Source organism: Streptomyces sp. 2-1 (assembly GCF_048564895.1).
Classification (GTDB): Bacteria; Actinomycetota; Actinomycetes; order Streptomycetales; family Streptomycetaceae; genus Streptomyces; species Streptomyces phaeochromogenes.
In genome coordinates this window covers 5,284,610-5,305,984 of sequence record NZ_CP183383.1, presented here as the reverse complement: position 1 = coordinate 5,305,984, position 21,375 = coordinate 5,284,610, and the positions used below count along the sequence as shown (strand labels likewise).

The window sequence follows — 21,375 nt, the reverse complement described above, 5'->3', positions numbered from 1 at the left end:
TCCGCATCGGTATCGGTATCGGTATCGGCGTCGGTTTTGGTCATCGTGCTGCTCCTCGTGCTCCTCGTTCTCTTCGGTGGTTCCTGGTGGTTCCCAGTGCTTTCTGGCGACCGTCGCCCGTCAGTCCCGCGGCACGCGCAGTCTGTCCCAGCTGGTGCGGCCAGGGATGCCGTCCGCCGCCGCGCCCACATAGCCGAGCTTGCGCTGCCAGGCCGCGTACGAGAGGACGTCGGCGCGTGTCCAGACGGGGCCGGGGCCGTTCGCGTACCGGCCGCAGTCCTCGGCCACCAGCCGTCTGCCGACGGCCGTGATCAGTTCGCTGCGGCGGCCCGGCACGAAGAACGCGGCGCCCGGGAAGGGCGCGTGCGTCACAGGTGCGGGGCGCGGAGCGGGCCTGTCGCCCAGCAGCGCGTCGATCCGCGCGCGCATCACCGCCATCGGGAACGACGGGTCGATCTTCCGTCGCGTCCACTCCTTGTGGGCGATCACGCTGGCCGCCGACCAGCCATGGGCACGGCACACGGCCGCCGACAGCCGTTCCACGGCGGCGAGTTGGGCCGCCGGATACGGATCGCGGCCGTTGCCCAGGTTCTCGATCTCGAAGCCGTAGAAGCGGGCGTTGCCGTCCACGGCGTCCGGCCCGGGGGCGGGGAGCGTGGACCTCTCGGCGCGTACGGCGTCCAGGACCGCGCTCGAACCCGAACCGGCGTGGTTGGTACGGCCGTACCCGAGCAGGTGCAGTGTGCCGTCCTTGGTGATCAGCCCGACGCACAGCGGGCCCGGCAGCGCCCCGGTGCCGTCGCGGCACAGGCGGAGACTGTCGGTGCCGGCGGTGTGGTGCAGCATCACGCCGTGCACCGGACCCCAGGGACCCTTGTGATTGCGGTTGTGCGTACGCCAGTCGGAGTGCTCGGAAAGGGCGACGCCCTCGCTGCGCAGCGCGCGGGCGAGGGCGTCGGCCGTCAGGGGTGTGGCCATGACGTCCTCAGTTCACGGGGGTGACGGTCAGGAACCGGAAGGCGAACGTGGCCGTTCCCGCGGTGCATTTGTAGGCGGCGATAGCCGTGTACGCGCTGTTCGGGGTGAGGCCGCTGACCAGGTACTGGGTACTTGCCGAGACCTGGCCCGTACCGGTGGCGATGGCCGAGCGGGCGTCGGCGGCGGCCAGGACGACCGTCGAGCCCGAACCGGCCTTGATGTTCGCCGACATGAAGCACGTACCGGTGGCGCTGTTGCTGATACGCGCGCCCACCGACACCAGCACGGAGCCGGAGGCCGGAGCCGTGAAGGCGGCGGCCGTCGGGTCGCCGGTGGAAGGGGTCAGTGTCTCCACGAACGATGTCGCGGTGGTGGTGCCGACCGTCGGGTTGGCCTTGTGGACCGGGGCGGGCGCCAGTTGGGACCAGACGCTGCCGGTGTAATACCAGTACTGCTTCGGCGTGCTGAGCCAGCACAGCATGCCCGCCACCGGGGCGGTCACCTTGGCGTCCCGCGCTGCGCCGTCGGCGAACCGCAGCACGGTCCGGCCGTCCACGGCCTCGGCGAGCGACTGGATGTGCACGGGGATGTTCGCGGCGTCGGACGGCTGCGGGTACGGGAGACTGCCGAGCGGAGTGAGCAGGGCCATGACGGCTTCCTCCTGGAACTTGTGGGAGAGGGGGAGTTGGGGAGTTGTAGAGCTGGGCGTTACCGGGAGGGGGAGACGCGGCGCGCAGTCAGTCGCCCAGGACGGGCGGCAGCGAATCCGCGGGCATGCCCCCGTCCCCGTCGCGTGTCGTCGGGCTGTCGATCGGGACGGGATGGGCCACGTTTCCGTCCTCCTCGACGGGGTCCAACAGCGATTCCTGCAGTGGTTCCTGCAGCTGTTCCAACAGCGGTTCCTGCGCGGGCGGTTCGCTCATGCCGCACCTCCCGGTGCGTTGAGCAGCTCGCGATAGGAGACCCCGCTCGTGGTCAGCGCGTCGAGCGTCGCGTTCCGCGCCTCGATCAGGGAGTACGTGCGCTGCGTGCCGTACCCCGGATCGACCGGCGGGTCCGGGGTGAGTCCGGCGTCGGCCGGGACACCGTTGTAGGAGGTGCCGCGCAGGGTCAGGGTCTGCTGCGGGGCGGCGCCGGACGCACAGGTGGTGCGGATTCCGACGACCCAGGCGAGCGTGTCGAGCGTGGCGCCGCTGGTGTCCACCACCCGTACGACGTCGCCGAGTTGGATGCGGGGGTCGTGCAGCACCTCCACCTCGCCGAGCACCGGCACCGGATAGCGGCCGGCGTCGAGCATGGCGAACGACAGGTCCGAGGCGGCCTGCCGCTGCTGCACCCACTCGGTCGCGGGTGCCTGGTAGACCTGCTTGCCGTAGTGGAGCTGGCTGTTGGTGTTGTACCAGGCGTACGAGCGCTGCCGGGGATCGCCGGTCCGCTTCTGCGGCACGATCTGCACGGACGGCTTGCCGTCCTTGGTGACCGTCCAGACGCTCGCCGTACCGTGGTTGGTGAAGCGGACGATGTAGTTCGGGCCGTCGCGCCGCGAGCCGACCGTCACCCGGCCCTTGACCGAGGTGCCGCCCGTCGCCGCGCTGCCGAAGCGGACCCGGTGGCCCCCGATCGGAGCCACGTCGTCCTCGATCTGGAGCGGCCCGATGTCGAGTTCGTCCTCGGCGACGGCGTAGGCGACCTCTACCGGGCTGCCCGGCCGGATCTCCCGTACGACGGTGTCGGTGACCGTGTCGCTGAAGGTGTGGCTGATGCCCGTCCAGTCCTGGTAGGGCTGTTCGCAGTAGTTGCGGCAGGCGTCGATCTCCTCGGAGACGGTGAGCGCGGCGATGTCCCGCCGGGTGGTCACCGTGAGATCGGGCCGGGCCGGCACCGACTGGAACCGGCCCGGGCCGCGCCAGCGGAAGACGCCCAGCTCGTCGAACTCGGCGGTGGACAGCGTGGCGCGGGCGATCTCGGTGATGGCGTCCCACTGGGAGCCGGAGACCTTGGGCAGGTCGAACAGCGGCACCGTCGCGTCGTCGAGCACCGCGCCCCTGGCCCAACGGCCCTTCTGTTCCCACTCGTCGGCGGTGTACGAGGTCAGGTCGGGCCAGGAACGGTCGGTGACCTGGAGGCACTCGACGGCCACGTCCGTCTTCAGGTTGACCTGGAACAGCTCGGAGGGAGGCTGGAGGGCGGATGCCTCGGTGAAGGTGTAGGGCGCGGTCGGCGGGACGACGTACTCCCCGTCGGGGGCAGTGAGCCGCGGGTACACGGTCGCCGGGGTGCTCGCGCCGGTGGTCCCCGCCCGGGTGTCCACCGTGAACCCGAGATGCCACACCCCCTTGAGGGAGGCGAGCTTGGGAATGGTCCAGCTCGCGACCGTGCCGCCGCCGTCGACCGTGCCCGAGGTGATCTTCACGACGCCGGTCGCGAAGTACACGTTCAGCGCGTAGTTCCCGAACGCTCCCGCGCTGCGGTCGAAGACCAGCTTGAGTTCCAGTTCGCTGCCCACCGAGAGGGCGGTGTTCACATGCAGCTCGGCCTGGAACACCTTCCCGGCCACGACGAAGCGGGACCGCGGCATCCAGGACACTTCCAGCCCGGCCGCCTTCGGCATCAGCGCCGTGTCGAACGGGGCTCCGTCCCGGATCCAGGAGTACGACGCCGGGTCCGGCAGCGTCTCCGGCTGCCCGTACGAGGCGTTGAAGCCGCCGTGCAGCGAGGCGTAGAGCACGGTGAACGGCTTGGCGGGGTCCTCGGCCACGGCCGGTCCCCGGGGCGGCGGACAGCTGTGGATGCCGCCCTGGCGCAGGAGTTCGTCCACGCACCAGGTCGCGCTCGCCACAGGACGCCCGTAACGCAGACCGTGATACGGCCGCGGGAGCTGCGCGGGTCCGCGCAGCCGCTCCGCGCCGTCCAGCGCCTGCACGGTGACGGTGTCGCTGCCCGACGCTGCCGCGCGGGACCGCACTGTGCCCCGGAAGGCAGGCACCGTACGGCCGTTCGCGCCCGCCCGGTGGACGACGGACTGACCGGGGCGTACGGCGTCGCCGGTGCCGCGGCCCGCCCAGGCCGAGTACAGCAGCGGCGCGGGCACGCCGGTGCCGCCGAGGAGCAGTTCGAGCTGGGCCGACGCGCTTCCGGAGAAGGCGCGCAGGGCTTCGGGCAGATCGGTGCTGTAGGCCCGCTCCACCTTCCAGGACTGGATCTGCGCGCCCAGTTCACGGCCGCCGAGCCGGGTGGCGTGGGCCGGGGTCCGGTCCGGGGCGGCGAGGGCGGCCCCGAGCAACTCGTCTGAATCCTGCACCTGTTACACCTCCACCAGGTCGATGCTGATGTTCCGGTACGGCAGCCGGGACGCCGGGACGTCGCTGTACGCGGTCACGGTCATCGCCGGGCAGCCGTCACCGAGCGCGTACGCGACCGGGACCGCGTCGATCGTCAGACAGGCGCCGGCCAGTCCGGCGAGCACGGCCTCACCGGGGCCGCCGACCGGAGTGACGAAGGCGGACTCGGCGGGAGCGGTGCCGGTGACTGCGGCGCCGGTCGCTGCCGTGGTGCTCAGATACGTGCCGTCGGCGCGCTTCCAGTCCAGCTGGGCCGTGGCGAGTGCCGGGTTCCAGTCGGGCGGCACCTGCCAGGACACCCGCATACCGGGGGCCACCGGCCAGCCGGTCCACAGACCGTGCTTCCAGCCGACCCGGGTGGTCTCCCCGAAGTCGCCGATGACGGTGTCACCGGTGTACGGGAGCACGCCCAGCGAGCCGGACACGGTGAACCAGTGGTCGGTGCCGCCGGGTTCGGAGCTCTGGGCCGCGGCCTGATACGGCCCGAGCAGGTTGACCGAGGCCGGGTCGATGACCGCGAGCGGTCCGTACGAGGGAGTCGGACTGCCTTGCAGGCCAGGGCCGTTGACCCGGCGGGCGAGCCGGGTCAGGTGCTGGGCGTCACCGGGTTCGAGCCAGTCCCAGGAGAACTTGAGCCGGCGGACCGTACGCGGCGGCGCGATGGTGGTGACGCGTCCTTCGAGGGACTTGAACTCGGTGACGTTCAACTCGGCGCTGCGGTCCCAGCTCTTGGCGGCCTGGTCGATCTCCCGCAGCAGACCGGGCTTGCCGATCCACAGGTTCCTGGCCATGTCCTTGCCTCACCTCCGGGCGAGCTTGCGCTGCCCCAGCTGGACGGCGCGTGCGATGGTCTGGGAGTCCACGTCGATCTGGACGGGCCGCTCGGCGAGCGCCTCGACGGCCGCCGCGAGCCTGCGCATGCCACCGCCGGAGCCGAGCATCCGCTCCAGCTTGGACAGTGGGATGACGGCCTCGTGCTCTCCGCCCTCGCCGACGAGCGCGAGCGTGCCGCCGGTACGGGCCCGCACGACGCCGCCCTTCGCGAGCTGCGGCACCGGGATGGGCGACAGGTTGAACGCGAAGCCCCGGCCGCCGATGGCGGGCACCCAGTCCGGGACCTTGAACTTGACGCGGTTCAGGGCGCTGATCAGGACGTTGAGCCCGCGGACGAGCATCCGGGTGGGCGTCAGGAACCCGTTCACGACGCCCTTGAAGAGCGGCCCGAGGATCCTCGCGGCCGACTGCGAGGAGCTCTTGATGTGACCCCAGGCGGCGGTGAGCCCCTTGCGGACCAGGGCGGCGACCTTGTCCATGTTCACGAACTGGGCGATGAGCGGGGCCACCAGGGTCATCACCAGCCCGAACGGGTTGGACGCCATGGCGAGGTTGAGCCCCTTCTGCGCGGTGGACGCGCCCTTGAGTCCCTTCCCGAGGCTCCCCATGGACTTCCCGCCCTTGTCGGCGTTCTTGCCGGCCTTCCCGACGGACTTCTCCACGGCGTCGGACTGCTGCTTTACGTCCTTGAGCGCTCCCTTGGCCTTGTCGGCGGAGGACTTGAGCTTGTCGAGGGAGGTCTTGAACTTGTCGGTGGTGGACCTGGACTTGGCGAGGGAGCCGTCGGCGCCCTTGGCCCCGGAGCCGGCCTTCGAGAGGCCGCTGCCCGTCTGCGAGGCGGCCGTCCGCAGCCGGCCCAGCGACGTGTTGAGCTTGTCGGAACCGCCCCGGATCTTGTCCAGCGAGGGATTGGCTCCGGTGGTCGCGGTACGCAACTGCTGGACGGAGTTCGAGGCCTGAACGGCTGCGCCACGGAAGCGGGAAAGCGTTGCCGCAGCGGTGGTGGAACTACGTGCGAGTGACATGAGAAACCCCTCCCGAGTCAGGCGATCTGCCGCGCGGCACTACCCGCCTCTTTTGTGAGGTCACTCAGCGCCCGGGACAGAGAGATGGAGGCGCTGCGCATACCTTTCAGCCGGTCCACATCGATACTGGTGATAGGTGCCTGCGGGGCGGCTTGAGGTTGTTGGATCCGTCCGACTCCAACAAATTTCTCCGGCTGCAACTGCAACCGAATACCGCGCAGTAGATTTTTTCCGAGCACCTCCCAATTGAGAAATTTGATCCCCAGGACGCCGATAGCCGCTACGCTCAGGGGAATCCATTCCTTCTTGATGATGTTGGTGATGATTTCGGAAGCTCCGGTCAGCGGGGCGAGTTGCTCCGCTACGCCGGGAGCATTCTTGGAAGAGGTCGCAGGTGTCGGACCTGAGAGCTTTTCGATGGCTGCATCGAAGTGAGCTTTGGACAGGCAGGTGGTCTGTTTGGCTGTGAGGAGCGTCTTCACCTCGGATACCTTTTGATAAATTTCATCATTTGTTCTCTGGTTCACCTTTTCTCCCGAGCGGTGTCGAAGGTGGAGGCGTGCTGCGCCAGCGACTCCCTAGGCAGCCCCAAGGGGGGTCGCTAGGGTTTGGAAGCGTTGCGCGTCGCCTGAGGATGGGAGTTGGGTATGTTCGAGGTTCTGCGTGACTATGCGCCCGGCGTAATGATTTTGGGTATTCCCTTGTTACTGGGTTCCGCTCTCTTTGTTTGGCGCGACGGGAATCTCAGACGCAGAGGTGTTGTCGTCCAGGCCGATTGCATCAACCACAGGCGTAACTCGGAGGGGAATACCAGTCTCCAGCTCCGTTTTGTCGTCGAGGGAGCGGTGTATACCTGCGAGACGCAGAGCTACCGGTTCCCACCCGCTGCCGTGGGCGAAAAGCTTGATGTGATGTACGACCCGAGGGATCCGCGAGGAGCCATGATGACGGCGGAAGTCGGCAGCGGCAGGGTGCCGTGGGTGATCGGCTCGGTTGCCGCGGTTTCTCTGGTGGCCACCGCTGTCGCGCACCTTTGACCGGTTGTCCGCAGGGCCGGCCGTCAGAGGAAGAAATTCATGAGTTCTTCCGCCGTCGGCGTCGCAGTCCGTTGCGCCGACCCGGCGTCCGGCTTGACGTCGGGTTCGTCGCCCGGCCGGGGTACGGCCTCGGGGAACTCCAGCGGCTCGCTGTCCTCGTCCCGGTTGACCGTCGCGAACATCCAGTTCGCCTCGGCGAGTTGGTCGACGACGGAGGCGAGCAGGTAGTCGGTGACCGACCAGTCCGCCGCCTCGCCGTGCAGCGCCCGGACGAGCGCGCTGTCCCTCGGCAGGTGCTGGATCAGCACCGACAGCCGACGTGACGACAACTGCCCCCGGTGCCAGTCGAGCAGGTCGACCCCGTAATGGCGGAGCAGGTCCGCCTCCAGGGCCTCGGCGTGCTCTTCGACGAGCTCGCCGAGGCTCAGTCTTCCCCCAGGCCCAGCCCCGTCTCCTTGCCGTAGGCCTCCAGGATGGCGGCGATGTCCTGCATGGTGACGTCGTGCCGCTCGAAGCGGGTGAACTGCCTCTCACCCAGCAGGAGTCGGAGCAGCCCGTCCACGTCGTTGTCGTCGAGGTCGCGGAGTGTGCGGGCCGTGGTGCGGGTCAGCTCGGTCGGCAGCTCGAAGCTGTCGTCGTCGAGCTCGAAGGTCCAGGCCCGCCCGAGCGCCTCCAGGCGCTGCGCGCGGGCCGCGTTGACATTGAATCCGGCCATGGTGAACTCCCTTGCGGACAGAGGTACATGTGCGAACGGACGTATGCGGAGGGCCGGGGCGGCGGGTGGGGGAGCCCGCCGCCCCGGGTGACGAGCCCGGACAGGGCTGTCACAGAAGGTGGATCAGAGGGTGGACGGGCGGTCCGTCACAGAGCCGCGTACGCCTTGTCCTTCATGATCCACTTGGCCAGTTCGCGCTTGGCGGTCTCCGCCTCCAGCGCGGTGAAGGTGACCCCGAGCTTCACGGAACCCGTCCGCGTGAAGCCCATCTCCTCGGTCTCGGTGACCTGCCCGCGCGGCAGGATGAACCGGTACACGGCGTCCGTGCCGTCCGTGAACTCGATGCCGAGGGCCCGCTCGTCCTTCGCGGGCGTACTCGGGATCAGGAACTCGTACGTGTCCACCACCGCGGTTCCGCCCACCGAGGTCTGGGTGATGTCGGTGGCCGGGATGCCCATGAAGAAGGAGAGCGTGCTCTTGTTCATCTGGAGCAGCTGGAACTTCACGGTCAGGTCGCGGTCGGAGTAGATGAACCGGCCCGGGCTCGCCGACTGCCAGGTGTCGACCGGGTCGATCTTGTCCTTCTTGTTGAGCTTGATGCCGTCGACGGAGGTGTATCCCAGCTCGACCCAGCCGGTCGGCCAGACGTCGTCGGACTTGGCCGGCGCGGTGTTCCCGGCGGGGGCCACCAGGACCCGGCCGGTACCGGCGACACGGATTTCCTTGCCGTTGTTCGTTGCCATGCGAACGCCTCTTTCAAGTAAGGGACTTGAGCGGTCGTACGGAGATCGGTCGTACGGTGGGCGGCCGGGCTCAGCCGAGCCGCAGCAGCAGCCGGATCGTGGAGCGGTAGCGGTTCGCCGCCGACCGTGTGTAGTCGGGGAGCCAGCGCGGTCCGTCGGCCTCGGAGACATCGACGACGATCGCGGAGCCGTACACCGTGTCGGCCAGTTCCAGGACGCAGGCACGGGCGGACAGCGCCACGGTGTGCGCCGTGGGCTTGTCCGGGCCGTACGCCTCCAGGTCGAGCAGCGGCTGGTCGAGATGCTGGTCGTCGACCCAGGCGCCGCCCATGTGGGAGACGAGGACCACCTTCTGGGTGCCGTCGAACCCGGCGGGCGGGCGGCTGTCGACGGTGACGCCGGTCAGCTCGGCCCGGTTCTTGAGGAAGTCGACGACCAGCTGCTCGGCGTCGGGAAAGGTCAGGATGGCCACATGGACGCTCCCTTCGGGAGACGGTTTCCGGGGATCTCCGGGCCTCCGGGCGACCTGGCCCGGAAGTTTCCGGGCAACACGAAGCGGCAGGTCCGCCGCCCGTCCTCCGGGCGCAGCTCTGCCGCTGCATCCACTGTGACACCGGTGGGGGAAACTTGCAACTGGCTTATGCCTGACGGTTATTCAGGCTGTACGCATGAGGGGTCCCGCCGCGTGGTGCGGCAGGACCCCTCGCGCGTACGGCGGAATCAGCGGGACCAGTGGGACCAGCAGGTTCAGTGGATTCGGTGGGACCAGTGGGTTCGGCGGGATCAGTGGTCGTGGTGCCGGGCGAGGTGTGTCGTCCGCTCGGCGGCGAAGACGTCCTCCAGGCGGAAGAGGCGTCGGCGGCCCTGGGTGCCCGCGGGCCGCAGATGGCCGCGCTGCACCCACTTGCGGATGGTCGCGGTCGTGACGCCGGCCTCGTCGGCGGCCAACTCGGCTGTGATCAAAGGGATGTTGAGGGTCCTGCCGGCGTTCGTGGTTCCGGTCATGAGTGCTCGGCCTCCAGTAACCGCCCGCACACGGGATTGACGCATCTGATCTCGGCCCGCTCGGGTAACGCCCGCAGCGAGACGCAGTCGCAGGCGGGGCAGCGGCCGGGCAGCCGTACGAGCTGCTCCGGGTCGCCGAGCGCGCGGGCGCAGCGTGCGGCCATCCGCCGGGTCTCGTCCTCGACGTGCGGGGCGAGCAGCGGGTCGGCGGCGATGCGGTCCAGCAGTCCGGCGATACGGCGCAGCCGTACCGGTACGGAGGCCGGGGGCACCGGCCGCAGGCCGAGCCGTTCACGTACGGCCTCCTCCAGTTCGACGACTCCGTCGGTGATGTCCCGTACGGCGTCGGAGACGTAGAGGCGGACCGGGGCGGTCGTGCCGCCGACGGGTCCGCTGTCCCGGCGCTCGCGCAGGCCTCCGTGGACCGCGGGGGCCAACTCGTCGACGAGGTCCGGGAAGCGGCGGACGAGCGAGGCGATCCAGGCGGCTCCACCGTGGTCTTCGCTCATCGGGCGACCGCGTTCGGCCGGTGGACCGGGCGCTGATTGCAGCCGCGCGATACCGGTTCGGCAGCAGAACGCCAGGCTGAGGCTGTGGTCGTGGTGGCGGCGGCTCCGGGCGACTGGTCGGGCACGTGCAACCCCTTTCGATCTATGGGAACATATGTTCGATGGTTGCGAACGAGCGGACAGGGTTGCATGTTGCGAGCGCGTACGCAAGTGATTACGTTCCGTGGAGGTCGATGTGACGGCGGGTCCTCAACCCCTCCTGAGCTGCGGGAAGTTGCCGAATCTCCACAGTTACGCGCGGGCGCGCACACATATTGGTGCGTGTGCGATCGGTACGCTGCCTCGGCGACGAGGGGAGAGCGGACGCATGGCTTCGAGCTCACGGGTCGGTGCCCGCGCCGACCACAACTTCCGGGCCGCGGGCCTCGACGACTTCGCCGGCTGGATCGAGGGACTGCTGCGCGTCCGGGGCTACGACATCGACAGCCCGCGCGGCGGCGGCCGTTCGAAGCTCGCCGACGACGCCGGGGTGCACCGGGCCGCCGTGAGCCGGCTGCTCCAGCGGCAGTCCATGCCCGACCTGGAGACGATGCGGCGTATCGCGGCCGTACTCGGCGTGCCGCTGCGGGAGATGCTCATCCGCTCGGGCCGGCTCACCGAGGACGACCTGCCGGTGTCGGACGGCGCGCGCCCCGCGGGCGGCGAGGATCGTCCGTGGCTGAGCGTCGAGGAGGCCGCCTTGCGCATGGGCGTCCCGCCCGAACTGCGGGAGCTGTTCGCCAAGGTGGCCCAGCAGTTCCTGCCGGAGGGCGGCTGACGGCGGCTGACGGCGAAGGGGCCGGGGGTCCGGAGTACTCGGGCTATTGGCCATTGGCCTGCGGGGCCTTGAGGGAGCGCGGCATGGGAAATCCAGGAGGCGGCGGCCCGGACGGCGAGGCGGAACGTGTCTCCCGCCTGGTGGGCGAACTCCTCATCGGGCTCGGCGAGAAGGTCCGGGCGGCGGGGCCGGAATCCGTCCGCGTCCTCACCGAGGAAGAACTCCAACGGCATCAGCTGAACTGGTTCCGCGCGGGGTGGGAGGAGCACGCGCGGGCGACGGGTGGGGAGGGGACCGGGGGCGGGGGCATGGGCCGGGACTGATGCGGGGGTGGCGTTCGCGGGTGCCTGACACCTGGTTTCTTTCGCCCCCGCCGCCCCTACCCATTCCCGTCCCTGACTCAGGGGCTCCGCCCCCCGAACCCCCAAAAGACTGCGCAGTTCCCCGCGCCCCCAGGTCTTCAGGGGCGCGGGGAACTGCGCGACCAGCAACAGCCGACCTCCACCCGACAACCCACCCCACGGGGCACGGGGTCTGGGGCAGAGCCCCAGGGGACGGGAATGGGTAGGGGCGGCGGGGGCGAAAAACGTTCGGGTCAGCCCATGTGGGCCCCAGGCACAGACCCCGCCTCCCCCTGGCGCCCCGCGTCGACGGCGAAAGCCGTGACGACAAGCCCCGCCAAGAACATCCCCGCGGCGGCGACGAACGCCATCGTGTACCCGTGCGTCAGCGCCTCCCCGGCCCGAGACACAAGCCCGAAGTCCTCAGTGGCCAGCCCCCGGTAGAGGGACGCAGCAGCATCGGGCACCCTGCCATCGGCAGCAGACGTGGAGATGGTGGACAGCACCGCAAGCCCCAACGCCCCACCAACCTGCTGCGCGGTGTTCAGCAACGCGGAAGCGACCCCGGTGTCCAGATGGTCGACCCCGCTCACCGCCCCGAGCGTCATCGGCACGAAACTCATGCCGAGACCGAGCGCGGTGACGAACATCGCCGGCATGAGATGGGCGGCGTACGAGGAGTCCGCCTTCAAAGTCGCGAACCACCCCATGCCCACCGCGGCGACCAGCAGCCCAGGCCCGGCGATCAGCCGAGGGGCGAAGCGCGCGACCAGCTTGGAGCTGACCCCCGCCGCCGCGGCCATGCCGAAGCTGAACGGCAGATAGGCGAAGCCGGTCTTCACGGGGCTGAAACCCAGGATGAGCTGCATGTAGAGGGTCAGGAAGTAGAACGTGGCGAACATGCCCGCACCGATGAACAGCATGGTGGCGTACGAGCCGGTCCGGTTGCGGTCCCGGAACAGCCGCAGCGGCATCATCGGATGCGAGCTGCGGGACTGCAGGACGAGGAAGACCGCCAGCAGGACTACGGCCGCGGCGAAGGACGCCAGGGTCGGCCCGTTCGTCCAGCCGTGCTCGCCGCCGCGGGTGATGCCGTAGACGAGGGCGATGAGACCGCCGGTGCCGGTGATGGCGCCGGGCACGTCGAGGCGGCCGGGGTGGCGCTCGGCCTCGACGAGGGTGCGGGTGCCGGCCAGGACGGCCAGGCCGATGGGGATGTTGACGAAGAACACCCAGCGCCAGTCCAGCAGATCGGTGAGCGTGCCGCCGAGCAGGAGACCGACAGTGGCGCCCACGCCGCCCATGGCCGCGTACACGCCCATCGCCGTGTTGCGGGGCTTGCCCACCGGGAACGTGGTGGTGATCAGGGCCAGCGCGCTGGGCGCGGCGAGCGCGGCGCCGACGCCCTGGAGGATGCGGGCGCCGATCAGCAGGCCCTCGTTCGGGGCCAGCCCGCCCAGCAGGGAGGCCAGGGTGAAGACGATGATGCCCACCTGGAACATGCGCCGGCGGCCGAAGAGGTCACCGGCCTTGCCGCCGAGCAGGAGCAGCCCGCCGAAGGCCAGCGCGTACGAGTTGACGATCCAGGCGAGGTTCGCGTCGGAGACGCCGAGGTCGGTCTGGATGGCGGGCAGGGCGATGTTCGTGATGGTGGCGTCGAGTACGACCATCAGCTGGGCCGCCGCGATGACGACCAGGGCGAGGCCGAGGTGACGGCCCGGGGGTTGGGTGCCGGTGCCGGTGCCGGTGCCGGTGCCGGTTTCCGGGCGTGCGGGAGTGGTGACAGCTGTGCTGTCCGCAGACATGGAGGAACTCCAAAGGGATGGGCTGAGAACCGAGGCGAAAAGGGCGCGCTGGGTCGACGGTGAACGAGAACACCCGCGATGCAATCCGAGCGGGGCTGCCGTCGACGGCACGCCTGCCTGACTCGGGACGAAGCCCAAACGTAGCAGTCGATTTCCGCCGGGAGGGGCGAGAATCCGCATTCTCAAAATGTGGTTCTTCTCGCCCTTGACGGGCGATCACAGTTGTGAGCACCGGGGAATTGAATTTCGCCGCCCGGACGGTGTCGTCCCTGGTCGGAAGGGGTGGGCGCTTCTCCGGCGGGAAACACCGCCCACCCTCTCCCGTGATTCATGAACCCCTTTGAAGCCTTGCCGCGAACCCTTTGCCGTGAGCTCTTTGGCCGTGAACCGTTTGCCGTGAACCCCTTTGTCAGGGGGCCGGATTGGCGGGGGCCGGGCGGCACAACGTCGGCTCGTCGAAGATCTCGGCGAGGTCGCAGGCCAGATCGTCGTCCCAGTCGGCGGCGTCGGCGCCGGTCCAGTCCTCCACGGCGGTGACCCCCTGCTCCTTCGTCTCCGGCGGCGCCACCTGAGCCGCCTGAGCCGCCTGAGCCATCTGTTCCACGGGCGGCTTCGGCGGGGCCTGGAGCCAGCTGTCGAGGGGGCGTTCCGTGTAGCTCTCGACGCAGGCGACGATCGCCTCGCGGAGCGTGCCCGTATCGGTGAGCCCGGCGAGCGAGGACCAGTTGGCGGCACACGGGTCGGGGGCGGGCTCGGGTGCGGCCATCGCGGGCGTACCGGCCGTCACGGCCAGGCAGCCGGCCGCCAGAAGCGGTATGAGGCATCGGGAGAGCGTGCGCATGGGGACTCCAGAGTGAGTGTGGACACGAGCGGGACGAGCTGCCTGGTTCCGGCAACTGCTGCCGGCACCTCCTCCCAGCAACTTCCGAGAGCCGCGCCACCGCAATCCGTACGCGGCCGAACAGGTGCCCGTACTGACCCGGACGTGGTGTTCTGGACGCTTCCGCCCAGGTCCGCCCCACCCTCGACCCCCTCGTACGACGGGCAGGTGTACCCCTGCCCGACGGATTTCCCCTACATCACCCCGGTCTCTCCACAGGTTTCTGTTGCGATCTCGTTAGCAGTTACTCCTTGACGCACCAGGAACCCCGACGTTGGCTTTTGTCACCTGGGCCCGCACGGTTGCGCCCTCGTCCGGAAGGCACCCGAAAGTGAACAGCGCCATACGTCGTACCGCCGTAGCCGTCTCGGCTTCCACGATGACCCTCATGCTCGCCGCATGCGGAGCACTTGACGGGAGCAGCGACGGCGACGAAGCGAGCCCGACCAAGGGCGACGACATCACGGTGGGGCTGCTGCTGCCGGAGAAGTCGAACTCGCGCTACGAGAAGTTCGACTTCCCGATCATCAAGGAGAAGGTCGAGACGCTGACCGGCGGCAAGGGCAAGGTCGTCTACGAGAACGCCGAGCAGGACGCGGCCGAGCAGAACAAGCAGCTCGCGCGGATGGTGGCCGACAAGGTCGACGTACTCCTCGTGGACGCGGTGGACTCCAAGGCCATCGCCTCCGGGGTGAAGCAGGCCAAGGAGGCGGGGATTCCCGTCATCGCGTACGACAGGCTGGCCGAGGGGCCGATCGACGCGTACGTCTCGTTCGACAACGAGGCGGTCGGCCAGGTGCAGGGCAGGGCCCTCGTCGACGAGCTCGGCGCCGGCAAGTCGCAGAAGATCGTCATGATGAACGGCGCGGTGACGGACCCGAACGCCGCCCAGTTCAAGGACGGCGCCCTCGGTGAGCTCAAGGGCAAGGTGACCATCGCCAAGTCGTACGACACCAAGGAGTGGAAGCCGGCCAACGCCCGGGCCAACATGATGGCCGCGATCTCCGCCATCGGCGCCGACAACATCGCCGGGGTGTACTCCGCCAACGACGGCATGGCCGGCGGCATCATCTCCGCGCTGAAGGCGGCCGGGGTCAACGACCTGCCGCCGATCACCGGCCAGGACGCCGAGCTGGACGCGGTGCAGCGCGTCGTCATCGGCGACCAGTTCATGAGCGTCTACAAGCCGTACCCGCAGGAGGCCGAGACCGCCGCCGAGATGGCCGTGGCCGTCGTCCGTGGCTTCGGCATCGAGTTCGACTCGCTGACCCCCGACAAGGTCACCAGCCCCACGAAGAAGAACGTCCCGGCCAACCTTCTCCAGGTCTCCGCCCTGACCAAGGACACCATCAAGTCGACGGTCCTCCAGGACGGCATCTACACGGCCGAACAGATCTGCACGGCCAAGTACAAGGCGGCCTGCGACTCCCTGGGCATCAAGTAGCACTTTGTCCGGTGCGGGGTCGACGCGCGTAACCGGGACGGTTCAGAGGGTTTCCCACATCTGTGGAAAAACCCCTGAACCTCCCGGCCGCCAACCGGCCTACGGGCCACGGGAGTTCACGCCACGCGCGAGTTCACGCCACCCGCGAGCTCATGCCACCCGGGTGAACTCCACCGTCACCTCCGGCGGGCCCCCGGCCACCCCTCGGTAGATCCCCTTGTGCGGGGTGACGTCGTCGTAGTCGCGGCCCCGGCCGACCACGACGTGGGACTCGTTGGCGCGGGTGCGGTTGGTGGGGTCGTGGCCGGTCCAGTCGCCGGCCCAGTACTCGATCCAGGCGTGGCTCTGGCCGGCGACGGGGCGGTGCAGTTCCGCGTCCCGTTCGGGGTGCAGGTAGCCGGACACATAGCGGGTCGGCAGGCCGAGTGCCCGCAGGAGCCCGGCCGTCAGATGGGCTATGTCCTGGCAGACGCCCGCGCCCTGGTCCCAGGCCTCGGCCGCGCTGGTGTTCACGCCGGTGGAGCCCGGGATGTACGAGACCCGGTCGGCCACCAGGTCCGAGACCGCGACCGCCGTCTCGTGCGGGTCCAGGCCCGCGGCCGCCGCACGGGCCCGCTCGACCAGCTCCTCCGGGACGGCCGTACGGGAGGTCTGCACCGAGTGTTCCAGCAGGCGGGAGTTGGCCACCCGTTCGGCCACCTCCGCCCAGGTCGGGGCCGGTGACAGGTCGGCCGGCGGTGACGTCTCCACCAGGCTCACCGCCGTGATCGTCAGATCCTCGTGCGGCTCCATCAGGTCGAAGCCGGTGACCTGGGTGCCCCAGTAGTCCCAGTACGACCAGGTCGGCGTGGACGGGTTCACCAGGACGCGGGCGTCCAGCGTCGTCTGGCCCGGCAGCGTCAGCGGGGTCATGCGGACCTCGTTGTGGGAGCGGACCGCGGCCTGCGCGTACGAGACGCGGGTGATGTGCCGGATACGAAGCCGACGGGTCATCGGAGCGTTCCCGTTCCCGTTCGCGCTCGTGTTGGCGTTGGCGTTGGCGTTCATGCTCACGCTCCTTCCTGGGCCCACTCGACGGGCCCCTGGTACGGGAAGAACCTCTCCGCGACCGCCTCGGCGGAGGCCATGCAGGACGTCTGCAACTCCCGCAGGAGGGAGGGAAGTACGTCTTCCAGGGCCGTCGAGTCCAGGTATTCGAGTCGGGTGCGCATCCTGCCGATCGGGCGCCGCGCCGGGTCCTGGCGCGGGCGGCCGAGCGCCGCAAGGCACTCCTCCGCCGTGGTCAGCGCGTGCAGCACCGAGCGCGGGAACTCCCGGTCCATGATGAGGAATTCGGCCACCCGGGCGGTGTCCCCGAAACCGCCGTACACCCGTGCGTACGCCTCGTCCGCCCCGCTCGCGCTGAGCAGCGTCGGCCAGTCGGGCGCGTGCGCCGCGTCCAGCACCCGTACGGACAGCAGCCGTACGGTCATGTCCACCCGCTCCAGGCTCCTGCCGAGCACCACGAAACGCCAGCTGTCGTCCCGGCTCATCGTCGAGTCGGCGAGCCCGCAGAAGAGCGCGGCCCGTCGGCGGACCAGCTCCAGATAGGCGTACGGGCCGGTGCGGCGGGCGGCGAGACGCTGGTCGGCGAGGGCGTGCCAGGTGGAGTTGAGGCACTCCCACATCTCGGAGGACACCGCCTCGCGCGCGCTGCGCGCGTTCAGCCGGGCGGCGCCCAGCGCGCCCTCGATGGAGCAGGTCGAGCGGGCGTCGAAGGCCAGCTGGTCCAGGACCTGTTGCATGTCGACGGGGCCGGTGCCCGCGTCGACGCCGAGGATCGCGTACAACGAGCGGCAGGCCACGTCCTCGTCCCGCCAGGGGTCTTCGAGGAGCCGGTGCAGATACGCGTCGAGGATGCGGCCGGTGGCGTCGGCCCGTTCGACATAGCGGCCCGTCCAGGTCAGCGCCTCGGCGATGCGGGAGAGGATCACGTCGTTCACGGCCGTACCTCCTGCTCCTTGAGCTGCTTGAGCGGCTTGAGTTGCGTGTGCTGCCTGAGCTGTTCGGGCTGCTTGTGCGGGCACTCCATGTGCGGCCGTCATTGCTGCTGCGCCCCTTCCTGAGGGACGAGATGGTCGCCGTCGGGGCCGAGCTGGCGCGGGGCGACCTCGGGCAGGGGGCCGGAGGGCTCCGTCACCGGGCCCTCCGCGGGGCCCTCCGCGAGTACCCAGGTGTCCTTGGAGCCGCCGCCCTGGCTGGAGTTGACGATGAGGTTGCCCTCTTGGAGCGCGACCCGGGTGAGCCCGCCGGGCAGCACCCACACATCGCTGCCGTCGTTCACGGCGAACGGCCGAAGATCGATGTGGCGCGGGGCCATCCGCTCGCCCGCGAGGGTGGGAGAGGTGGACAGGGCCACCGGCCGCTGGGCGATCCACCCCCGAGGATCGGCGACGACCTCTTTGCGTACGCGATCGAGCGTCTGCCGGTCCGCGTGCGGTCCGATCACGATGCCCTGCCCGCCGGCCCCGTCGACCGGCTTCACGACGAGCTGGTCGAGCTGGTCGAGGACCGCCTCCAACTGTCCCGGCTCGTCGGGGCGGAACGATTCGACGTTGGGGAGCACCGGCTCCTCGGACAGGTAGTACCGGATGAGATCGGGAACGTACGTGTAGAGGAGCTTGTCGTCCGCTATGCCGTTGCCCACCGCGTTCGCGAGTGTGACGTTCCCGGCCTGGGCGGCGTTCATGATGCCGGGGCAGCCGATCACCGAGTCGGGCCGGAAGTGCAGCGGGTCGAGGAAGTCGTCGTCGAGCCGCCGGTATACGACATGGACGGGCATCTCGCCGCGCGTGGTCCGCATCCACACCCGGTTCCCGCGGCAGACCAGATCGTGGCCCTCCACCAGCTGCACGCCCATCAGCCGTGCCAGCAGGGCGTGTTCGAAGTAGGCGGCGTTGCTGGGACCCGGGGTGAGCACGACGACGCGCGGGTCGCCGACCCCGTCGGGTGCGGACGCCCGGAGCGCCGCGAGCAGCCGCTGCCCGTACCCGTCGACCGGCAGCACATGCTGCTCGGCGAAGAGCGAGGGGAAGATCCGGGTCATCGCCCGCCGGTTCTCGATGACGTACGAGACCCCGGACGGCACCCGGACGTTGTCCTCCAGAACCCGGAAGTCACCGGCCTCGTCCCGTACGAGATCGATGCCGGCGACGTGGATGCGTACCCCTCCCGGGGGTTCCACGCCGTGCGCCGCCCGGTGGAAGTGGGGCGAGTTGAGGAGGAGCCGCCAGGGCACGACCCCGTCCTCGAAGGCCCGGCACGGCCCGTACGCGTCCGCGAGGTAGGCCTCAAGGGCCCTGACCCGTTGAGAGACCCCGCGCTGAATGAGATCCCATTCCAGCGCGTCCAGCACCCGCGGTACGAGATCCAGCGGCCAGGGCCGCTCCTCGCCCGCGAAGGCGTACGTCACGCCGCGGTCCGTGAACGACCGGGCCATCTGATCGGCCCTGAACCGAAGTTCGGCCGGTTCCATCGGTTGGAGTGCCGCCAGCACCGGCTCATAGGCGGTCCTGACCTCACCCGGCCGCTCAAACATCTCGTCCCACGCGTCGGCCAACGCGTACGCGTCAAATATGTCCGCCATGGCCTGACGTTAAATGCGGCACGTAACACGACGATCACTCGGTGATTTCCGGCAGCTCACGCGGGTCGCGCGTTTGCTCACCGTCCTCATGCGTCGCACATGCGCCCCGCCGTCCGATTCGCGAGTGCCATCAGCTTGTTGCAACGAGCCATGCTGTGGTGGGTATAAATCGATATTTACCGTGCCTATAGGGGGCGGGGGCGCGTCGAAGCCGTGTTGCGGAGGCGGTGGCAGCCGCGCATAGTTGCGCTCCGGAAGAGGCTTGAACCGGGGGTTGAGGAGATGGCCGGGCACGGGAAGGAAGCGCACTCGCACGGTGCTGACCGCCTGTGCGAGGCGGGGGACCGGGTGTACTCCCGGGCGGTACGACGCGGCCGGGTGTCCCGCGAGGACGCCGAGACCGTGCCCTGCCTGGTCGAGCTGGCGCTGCTGCATCCCGACCCCGACGACATGGGCTGGCTGGTGCCGACCTCGCCGCAGGAGGTCATGACACGGCTGCTGCGGGAGATGCACGAGCACGTCGTGGCGACGCAGTCGCGCATGGGCTCGGCGGTGTCCGCCTTCGAGTGGTACGCGGCCCTCGGCGGCAACGCCCACTCGCGCGCCGAGGGCGTGGCGATCCGGGTGCTCGACGGACTGCCCCGGATCCGGGCCGCGATGGACGAGGCGACCGAGGCGTGCGCCTCCGAGGTGCTCGCCGTCCAGCCGGGCGGCATCCGCCGTGAGGACGAGCTCTCCGAGGGCCTGCACCGGGCCATGGCGCTGCGCCGCCGGGGTGTGCGCATGCGCGACCTGTACACGCATGTGGCCCGGCACGGGCAGGGCCTGCTCAACTACATGGAACTGATGGGCGACTCGGCCGAGGCCCGCACCCTGGACGAGGTCACCGAGCGGCTCATCGTCTTCGACCGCACGGTCGCCTTCATCCCCGCGAGCTCCGACCGCACGATCGCCCTCGAACTACGTCACCCGGCACTCGTGGACTACCTGGTCACCGTCTTCGAACGGCTCTGGCGCCTGGCGATCCCCCTCACCGCACCCCTCCCGGACACGGGCATCGAGGGCATCACACACCGCGAACGCTCCATCGCGGCGCTGCTGGCGGAGGGCCACCAGGACGCGGTGGTCGCGGAGCGGCTCGGCATCAGCGTCCGCACCTGCCGCGCCCACATAGCCCGCCTCTCGGAAACCCTGGGCGCCGCCAGCCGCACCCAACTAGGCGTCCGCATAGCCCAGGCCGGCCTCGACGGCCCACCCCGCTCCCCGGAACTCCAGCCCCTCACGACTCCCGGTCCCGGGACTCCAGAATCCCCGACCGACCGATGAGGTAACCGAGCTGCGCGCGGCTCTCGCTGCCGAGGGTGGCGGCGAGTTTGGCGATGTGGACGCGGGCGGTACGGATGTTCAGCCCGAGCCGGTCCGCGATGGCCGCGTCGGTGTGACCTTCGATGAGGAGGGCGGCGATGGCGTGCTGGCGGGGGGTGATGCCGTTGAGGGACGGGGGGTGTACGGCTTCGGGGTACATCGGGGTGGCGAGGCGCCAGAGGCGGTCGAAGACGGTGACCAGGTAGTCCACCAGCGCGGGATGGCGCAGTTCCAGAGCGATGCTGCGGTCCCGCTTCGCGGGGATGAACGCGACGGCTCCGTCGACCACGACCAAGCGCTCCGTGATCTCGTCGAGAGTTCGGACCTCGACGTCGCCGCGCAGCCGTTCGTAGTGGGCGAGCACCGGAAGGGCGTGGCGGGTCGTGTGCTGGTAGAGCGTGCGCATACGGCCGCCGCGGTCGAGCATGGCCTGGTCGCGGGGCAGGGCGATGGCGAGGTCCTTGAGAGGCCGGGCGCCGCCGGGCTGAACGGTGAGCACTTCCGTCGAGGCGTCCGCCATGGCCTCGGTGATGGCCGAGTTGATTCGATCGAGGCCGTTGAGAACGGTGATGCCCGTCGGTTCCGCCGGGGCTGTGTTCCGTCCGTCGATCCTCATCAGCGATTCGAACGAGTCGGCCAGCCGGGCCTCCCGCCGCCGCTCCTCCGCGATCCGCTCGTCGAACGCGCGGAGGAGCCGTGGCAGCGCGACGGCCGGCGCCGTGGGCACCAGGCGCTTCGCGTCGTCCACGTCGGGGTGCAACAGCCCCAGATCGAGCAGGCAGGGAGCGGCCTCGCCATCAACTTCGCGCACACTGCCCTCGCGCAGGGCACGGGCATACAGACCTATGCCTGCTTCGCAAAGCTCCTCGTCTCCGTGCGCGTGGAGGTGGGGGCTCTCTCTGACGGACATG

At 69.7% G+C, this 21,375-nt stretch carries 24 protein-coding genes; 5 read left to right on the top strand and 19 right to left on the bottom strand.

All coding sequences use genetic code 11. From position 1 onward, the window contains the following. Window positions 1-120 precede the first annotated feature (120 nt). The 7 genes from ACN20J_RS23340 to ACN20J_RS23310 all read right to left on the bottom strand — a co-directional run bounded on the left by ACN20J_RS23340 (window position 121) and on the right by ACN20J_RS23310 (window position 6,705). Window positions 121-978 carry a peptidoglycan-binding protein gene (locus ACN20J_RS23340; RefSeq protein ID WP_419666688.1) on the bottom strand — a complete coding sequence of 286 codons (858 nt, stop codon included), beginning with the start codon at window positions 976-978 and terminating at the stop codon, window positions 121-123. 7 nt (window positions 979-985) lie between these two features. Continuing rightward, window positions 986-1,627, bottom strand: a complete 642-nt coding sequence (locus tag ACN20J_RS23335; protein ID WP_419666687.1) for a hypothetical protein — start codon at window positions 1,625-1,627, stop codon at window positions 986-988. A gap of 88 nt (window positions 1,628-1,715) precedes the next feature. Continuing rightward, complete coding sequence (locus tag ACN20J_RS23330) at window positions 1,716-1,901, bottom strand: hypothetical protein (protein WP_190230515.1); 186 nt, start codon at window positions 1,899-1,901, stop codon at window positions 1,716-1,718. Beyond that, window positions 1,898-4,279 (bottom strand): hypothetical protein, encoded by a 2,382-nt coding sequence (locus ACN20J_RS23325; protein WP_419666686.1) that lies wholly within the window; start codon window positions 4,277-4,279, stop codon window positions 1,898-1,900. The genes ACN20J_RS23330 and ACN20J_RS23325 overlap by 4 nt, the downstream gene beginning before the upstream one ends. 3 nt (window positions 4,280-4,282) lie before the next feature. Next, window positions 4,283-5,110, bottom strand: coding sequence for a hypothetical protein (locus tag ACN20J_RS23320; protein ID WP_419666685.1), 828 nt, complete (start codon window positions 5,108-5,110; stop codon window positions 4,283-4,285). Window positions 5,111-5,119: 9 nt separating this feature from the next. Beyond that, on the bottom strand, window positions 5,120-6,178 hold the full coding sequence (locus tag ACN20J_RS23315) for a hypothetical protein (RefSeq protein WP_419666684.1): 1,059 nt from the start codon (window positions 6,176-6,178) through the stop codon (window positions 5,120-5,122). A 17-nt stretch (window positions 6,179-6,195) separates the two neighbouring features. Beyond that, window positions 6,196-6,705, bottom strand: coding sequence for a hypothetical protein (locus ACN20J_RS23310; RefSeq protein WP_157881538.1), 510 nt, complete (start codon window positions 6,703-6,705; stop codon window positions 6,196-6,198). A gap of 120 nt (window positions 6,706-6,825) precedes the next feature. On the opposite strand from ACN20J_RS23310, the gene ACN20J_RS23305 reads away from it, so the two are divergent. Beyond that, a complete protein-coding gene (locus ACN20J_RS23305) occupies window positions 6,826-7,215 on the top strand; it encodes a DUF3592 domain-containing protein (RefSeq protein ID WP_055618393.1) in 390 nt (129 codons plus the stop codon). 23 nt (window positions 7,216-7,238) lie between these two features. Here ACN20J_RS23305 and ACN20J_RS23300 read toward each other — a convergent pair whose 3' ends face one another. The 6 genes from ACN20J_RS23300 to ACN20J_RS23275 all read right to left on the bottom strand — a co-directional run bounded on the left by ACN20J_RS23300 (window position 7,239) and on the right by ACN20J_RS23275 (window position 10,187). After that, window positions 7,239-7,544 carry a hypothetical protein gene (locus ACN20J_RS23300; RefSeq protein WP_419666683.1) on the bottom strand — a complete coding sequence of 102 codons (306 nt, stop codon included), beginning with the start codon at window positions 7,542-7,544 and terminating at the stop codon, window positions 7,239-7,241. Window positions 7,545-7,639: 95 nt separating this feature from the next. After that, window positions 7,640-7,930, bottom strand: coding sequence for a hypothetical protein (locus ACN20J_RS23295; protein WP_419666682.1), 291 nt, complete (start codon window positions 7,928-7,930; stop codon window positions 7,640-7,642). A 146-nt stretch (window positions 7,931-8,076) separates the two neighbouring features. Continuing rightward, complete coding sequence (locus ACN20J_RS23290; RefSeq protein ID WP_189844076.1) at window positions 8,077-8,673, bottom strand: phage tail protein; 597 nt, start codon at window positions 8,671-8,673, stop codon at window positions 8,077-8,079. Between the two features lie 70 nt (window positions 8,674-8,743). After that, complete coding sequence (locus ACN20J_RS23285) at window positions 8,744-9,145, bottom strand: hypothetical protein (RefSeq protein WP_189844077.1); 402 nt, start codon at window positions 9,143-9,145, stop codon at window positions 8,744-8,746. Window positions 9,146-9,456: 311 nt separating this feature from the next. After that, window positions 9,457-9,678 carry a helix-turn-helix domain-containing protein gene (locus tag ACN20J_RS23280; RefSeq protein WP_419666681.1) on the bottom strand — a complete coding sequence of 74 codons (222 nt, stop codon included), beginning with the start codon at window positions 9,676-9,678 and terminating at the stop codon, window positions 9,457-9,459. Continuing rightward, window positions 9,675-10,187, bottom strand: a complete 513-nt coding sequence (locus ACN20J_RS23275) for a hypothetical protein (protein ID WP_419666680.1) — start codon at window positions 10,185-10,187, stop codon at window positions 9,675-9,677. The genes ACN20J_RS23280 and ACN20J_RS23275 overlap by 4 nt, the downstream gene beginning before the upstream one ends. 367 nt (window positions 10,188-10,554) lie before the next feature. Between ACN20J_RS23275 and ACN20J_RS23270 the strand changes: the two genes are divergently transcribed. Together ACN20J_RS23270 and ACN20J_RS23265 are read left to right on the top strand one after the other, a co-directional pair. After that, a complete protein-coding gene (locus ACN20J_RS23270) occupies window positions 10,555-11,004 on the top strand; it encodes a helix-turn-helix domain-containing protein (RefSeq protein ID WP_364187451.1) in 450 nt (149 codons plus the stop codon). 83 nt (window positions 11,005-11,087) lie between these two features. Next, window positions 11,088-11,327, top strand: coding sequence for a hypothetical protein (locus ACN20J_RS23265; RefSeq protein WP_361921160.1), 240 nt, complete (start codon window positions 11,088-11,090; stop codon window positions 11,325-11,327). 272 nt (window positions 11,328-11,599) lie between these two features. Here ACN20J_RS23265 and ACN20J_RS23260 read toward each other — a convergent pair whose 3' ends face one another. Together ACN20J_RS23260 and ACN20J_RS23255 are read right to left on the bottom strand one after the other, a co-directional pair. Beyond that, window positions 11,600-13,150, bottom strand: a complete 1,551-nt coding sequence (locus ACN20J_RS23260; RefSeq protein ID WP_419666679.1) for an MFS transporter — start codon at window positions 13,148-13,150, stop codon at window positions 11,600-11,602. 409 nt (window positions 13,151-13,559) lie between these two features. Further along, window positions 13,560-13,991, bottom strand: coding sequence for a hypothetical protein (locus ACN20J_RS23255; protein WP_189843307.1), 432 nt, complete (start codon window positions 13,989-13,991; stop codon window positions 13,560-13,562). 418 nt (window positions 13,992-14,409) lie between these two features. On the opposite strand from ACN20J_RS23255, the gene ACN20J_RS23250 reads away from it, so the two are divergent. Continuing rightward, window positions 14,410-15,474 (top strand): sugar ABC transporter substrate-binding protein, encoded by a 1,065-nt coding sequence (locus ACN20J_RS23250; RefSeq protein ID WP_189843336.1) that lies wholly within the window; start codon window positions 14,410-14,412, stop codon window positions 15,472-15,474. Window positions 15,475-15,624: 150 nt separating this feature from the next. Here ACN20J_RS23250 and ACN20J_RS23245 read toward each other — a convergent pair whose 3' ends face one another. The 3 genes from ACN20J_RS23245 to ACN20J_RS23235 all read right to left on the bottom strand — a co-directional run bounded on the left by ACN20J_RS23245 (window position 15,625) and on the right by ACN20J_RS23235 (window position 19,099). Next, window positions 15,625-16,467 (bottom strand): transglutaminase family protein, encoded by an 843-nt coding sequence (locus ACN20J_RS23245; protein ID WP_189843335.1) that lies wholly within the window; start codon window positions 16,465-16,467, stop codon window positions 15,625-15,627. A gap of 56 nt (window positions 16,468-16,523) precedes the next feature. Continuing rightward, window positions 16,524-17,456, bottom strand: coding sequence for an alpha-E domain-containing protein (locus ACN20J_RS23240; protein WP_189843306.1), 933 nt, complete (start codon window positions 17,454-17,456; stop codon window positions 16,524-16,526). 98 nt (window positions 17,457-17,554) lie between these two features. Further along, on the bottom strand, window positions 17,555-19,099 hold the full coding sequence (locus ACN20J_RS23235; RefSeq protein WP_189843305.1) for a circularly permuted type 2 ATP-grasp protein: 1,545 nt from the start codon (window positions 19,097-19,099) through the stop codon (window positions 17,555-17,557). A gap of 282 nt (window positions 19,100-19,381) precedes the next feature. Here ACN20J_RS23235 and ACN20J_RS23230 point away from each other — a divergent pair, with 282 nt between their 5' ends. Next, window positions 19,382-20,425 (top strand): helix-turn-helix transcriptional regulator, encoded by a 1,044-nt coding sequence (locus ACN20J_RS23230; protein WP_190230524.1) that lies wholly within the window; start codon window positions 19,382-19,384, stop codon window positions 20,423-20,425. Here ACN20J_RS23230 and ACN20J_RS23225 read toward each other — a convergent pair. Further along, window positions 20,379-21,374 (bottom strand): LuxR C-terminal-related transcriptional regulator, encoded by a 996-nt coding sequence (locus ACN20J_RS23225; protein ID WP_419666678.1) that lies wholly within the window; start codon window positions 21,372-21,374, stop codon window positions 20,379-20,381. The genes ACN20J_RS23230 and ACN20J_RS23225 overlap by 47 nt on opposite strands. Window position 21,375: the final 1 nt, after the last annotated feature.

Excerpts from the sequence above, each read along its gene's own strand:
- ACN20J_RS23255 (WP_189843307.1), bottom strand. The coding sequence starts at position 13,991 with ATGCGCACGCTCTCCCGATGCCTCATACCGCTTCTGGCGGCCGGCTGC.
- ACN20J_RS23290 (WP_189844076.1), bottom strand. The coding sequence starts at position 8,673 with ATGGCAACGAACAACGGCAAGGAAATCCGTGTCGCCGGTACCGGCCGG.
- ACN20J_RS23330 (WP_190230515.1), bottom strand. The coding sequence starts at position 1,901 with ATGAGCGAACCGCCCGCGCAGGAACCGCTGTTGGAACAGCTGCAGGAA.
- ACN20J_RS23230 (WP_190230524.1), top strand. The coding sequence starts at position 19,382 with ATGGCCGGGCACGGGAAGGAAGCGCACTCGCACGGTGCTGACCGCCTG.
- ACN20J_RS23225 (WP_419666678.1), bottom strand. The coding sequence starts at position 21,374 with ATGTCCGTCAGAGAGAGCCCCCACCTCCACGCGCACGGAGACGAGGAG.
- ACN20J_RS23245 (WP_189843335.1), bottom strand. The coding sequence starts at position 16,467 with ATGACCCGTCGGCTTCGTATCCGGCACATCACCCGCGTCTCGTACGCG.
- ACN20J_RS23235 (WP_189843305.1), bottom strand. The coding sequence starts at position 19,099 with ATGGCGGACATATTTGACGCGTACGCGTTGGCCGACGCGTGGGACGAG.
- ACN20J_RS23320 (WP_419666685.1), bottom strand. The coding sequence starts at position 5,110 with ATGGCCAGGAACCTGTGGATCGGCAAGCCCGGTCTGCTGCGGGAGATC.
- ACN20J_RS23275 (WP_419666680.1), bottom strand. The coding sequence starts at position 10,187 with ATGAGCGAAGACCACGGTGGAGCCGCCTGGATCGCCTCGCTCGTCCGC.
- ACN20J_RS23305 (WP_055618393.1), top strand. The coding sequence starts at position 6,826 with ATGTTCGAGGTTCTGCGTGACTATGCGCCCGGCGTAATGATTTTGGGT.
- ACN20J_RS23315 (WP_419666684.1), bottom strand. The coding sequence starts at position 6,178 with ATGTCACTCGCACGTAGTTCCACCACCGCTGCGGCAACGCTTTCCCGC.
- ACN20J_RS23270 (WP_364187451.1), top strand. The coding sequence starts at position 10,555 with ATGGCTTCGAGCTCACGGGTCGGTGCCCGCGCCGACCACAACTTCCGG.
- ACN20J_RS23260 (WP_419666679.1), bottom strand. The coding sequence starts at position 13,150 with ATGTCTGCGGACAGCACAGCTGTCACCACTCCCGCACGCCCGGAAACC.
- ACN20J_RS23335 (WP_419666687.1), bottom strand. The coding sequence starts at position 1,627 with ATGGCCCTGCTCACTCCGCTCGGCAGTCTCCCGTACCCGCAGCCGTCC.
- ACN20J_RS23280 (WP_419666681.1), bottom strand. The coding sequence starts at position 9,678 with ATGACCGGAACCACGAACGCCGGCAGGACCCTCAACATCCCTTTGATC.
- ACN20J_RS23295 (WP_419666682.1), bottom strand. The coding sequence starts at position 7,930 with ATGGCCGGATTCAATGTCAACGCGGCCCGCGCGCAGCGCCTGGAGGCG.
- ACN20J_RS23265 (WP_361921160.1), top strand. The coding sequence starts at position 11,088 with ATGGGAAATCCAGGAGGCGGCGGCCCGGACGGCGAGGCGGAACGTGTC.
- ACN20J_RS23340 (WP_419666688.1), bottom strand. The coding sequence starts at position 978 with ATGGCCACACCCCTGACGGCCGACGCCCTCGCCCGCGCGCTGCGCAGC.
- ACN20J_RS23250 (WP_189843336.1), top strand. The coding sequence starts at position 14,410 with ATGACCCTCATGCTCGCCGCATGCGGAGCACTTGACGGGAGCAGCGAC.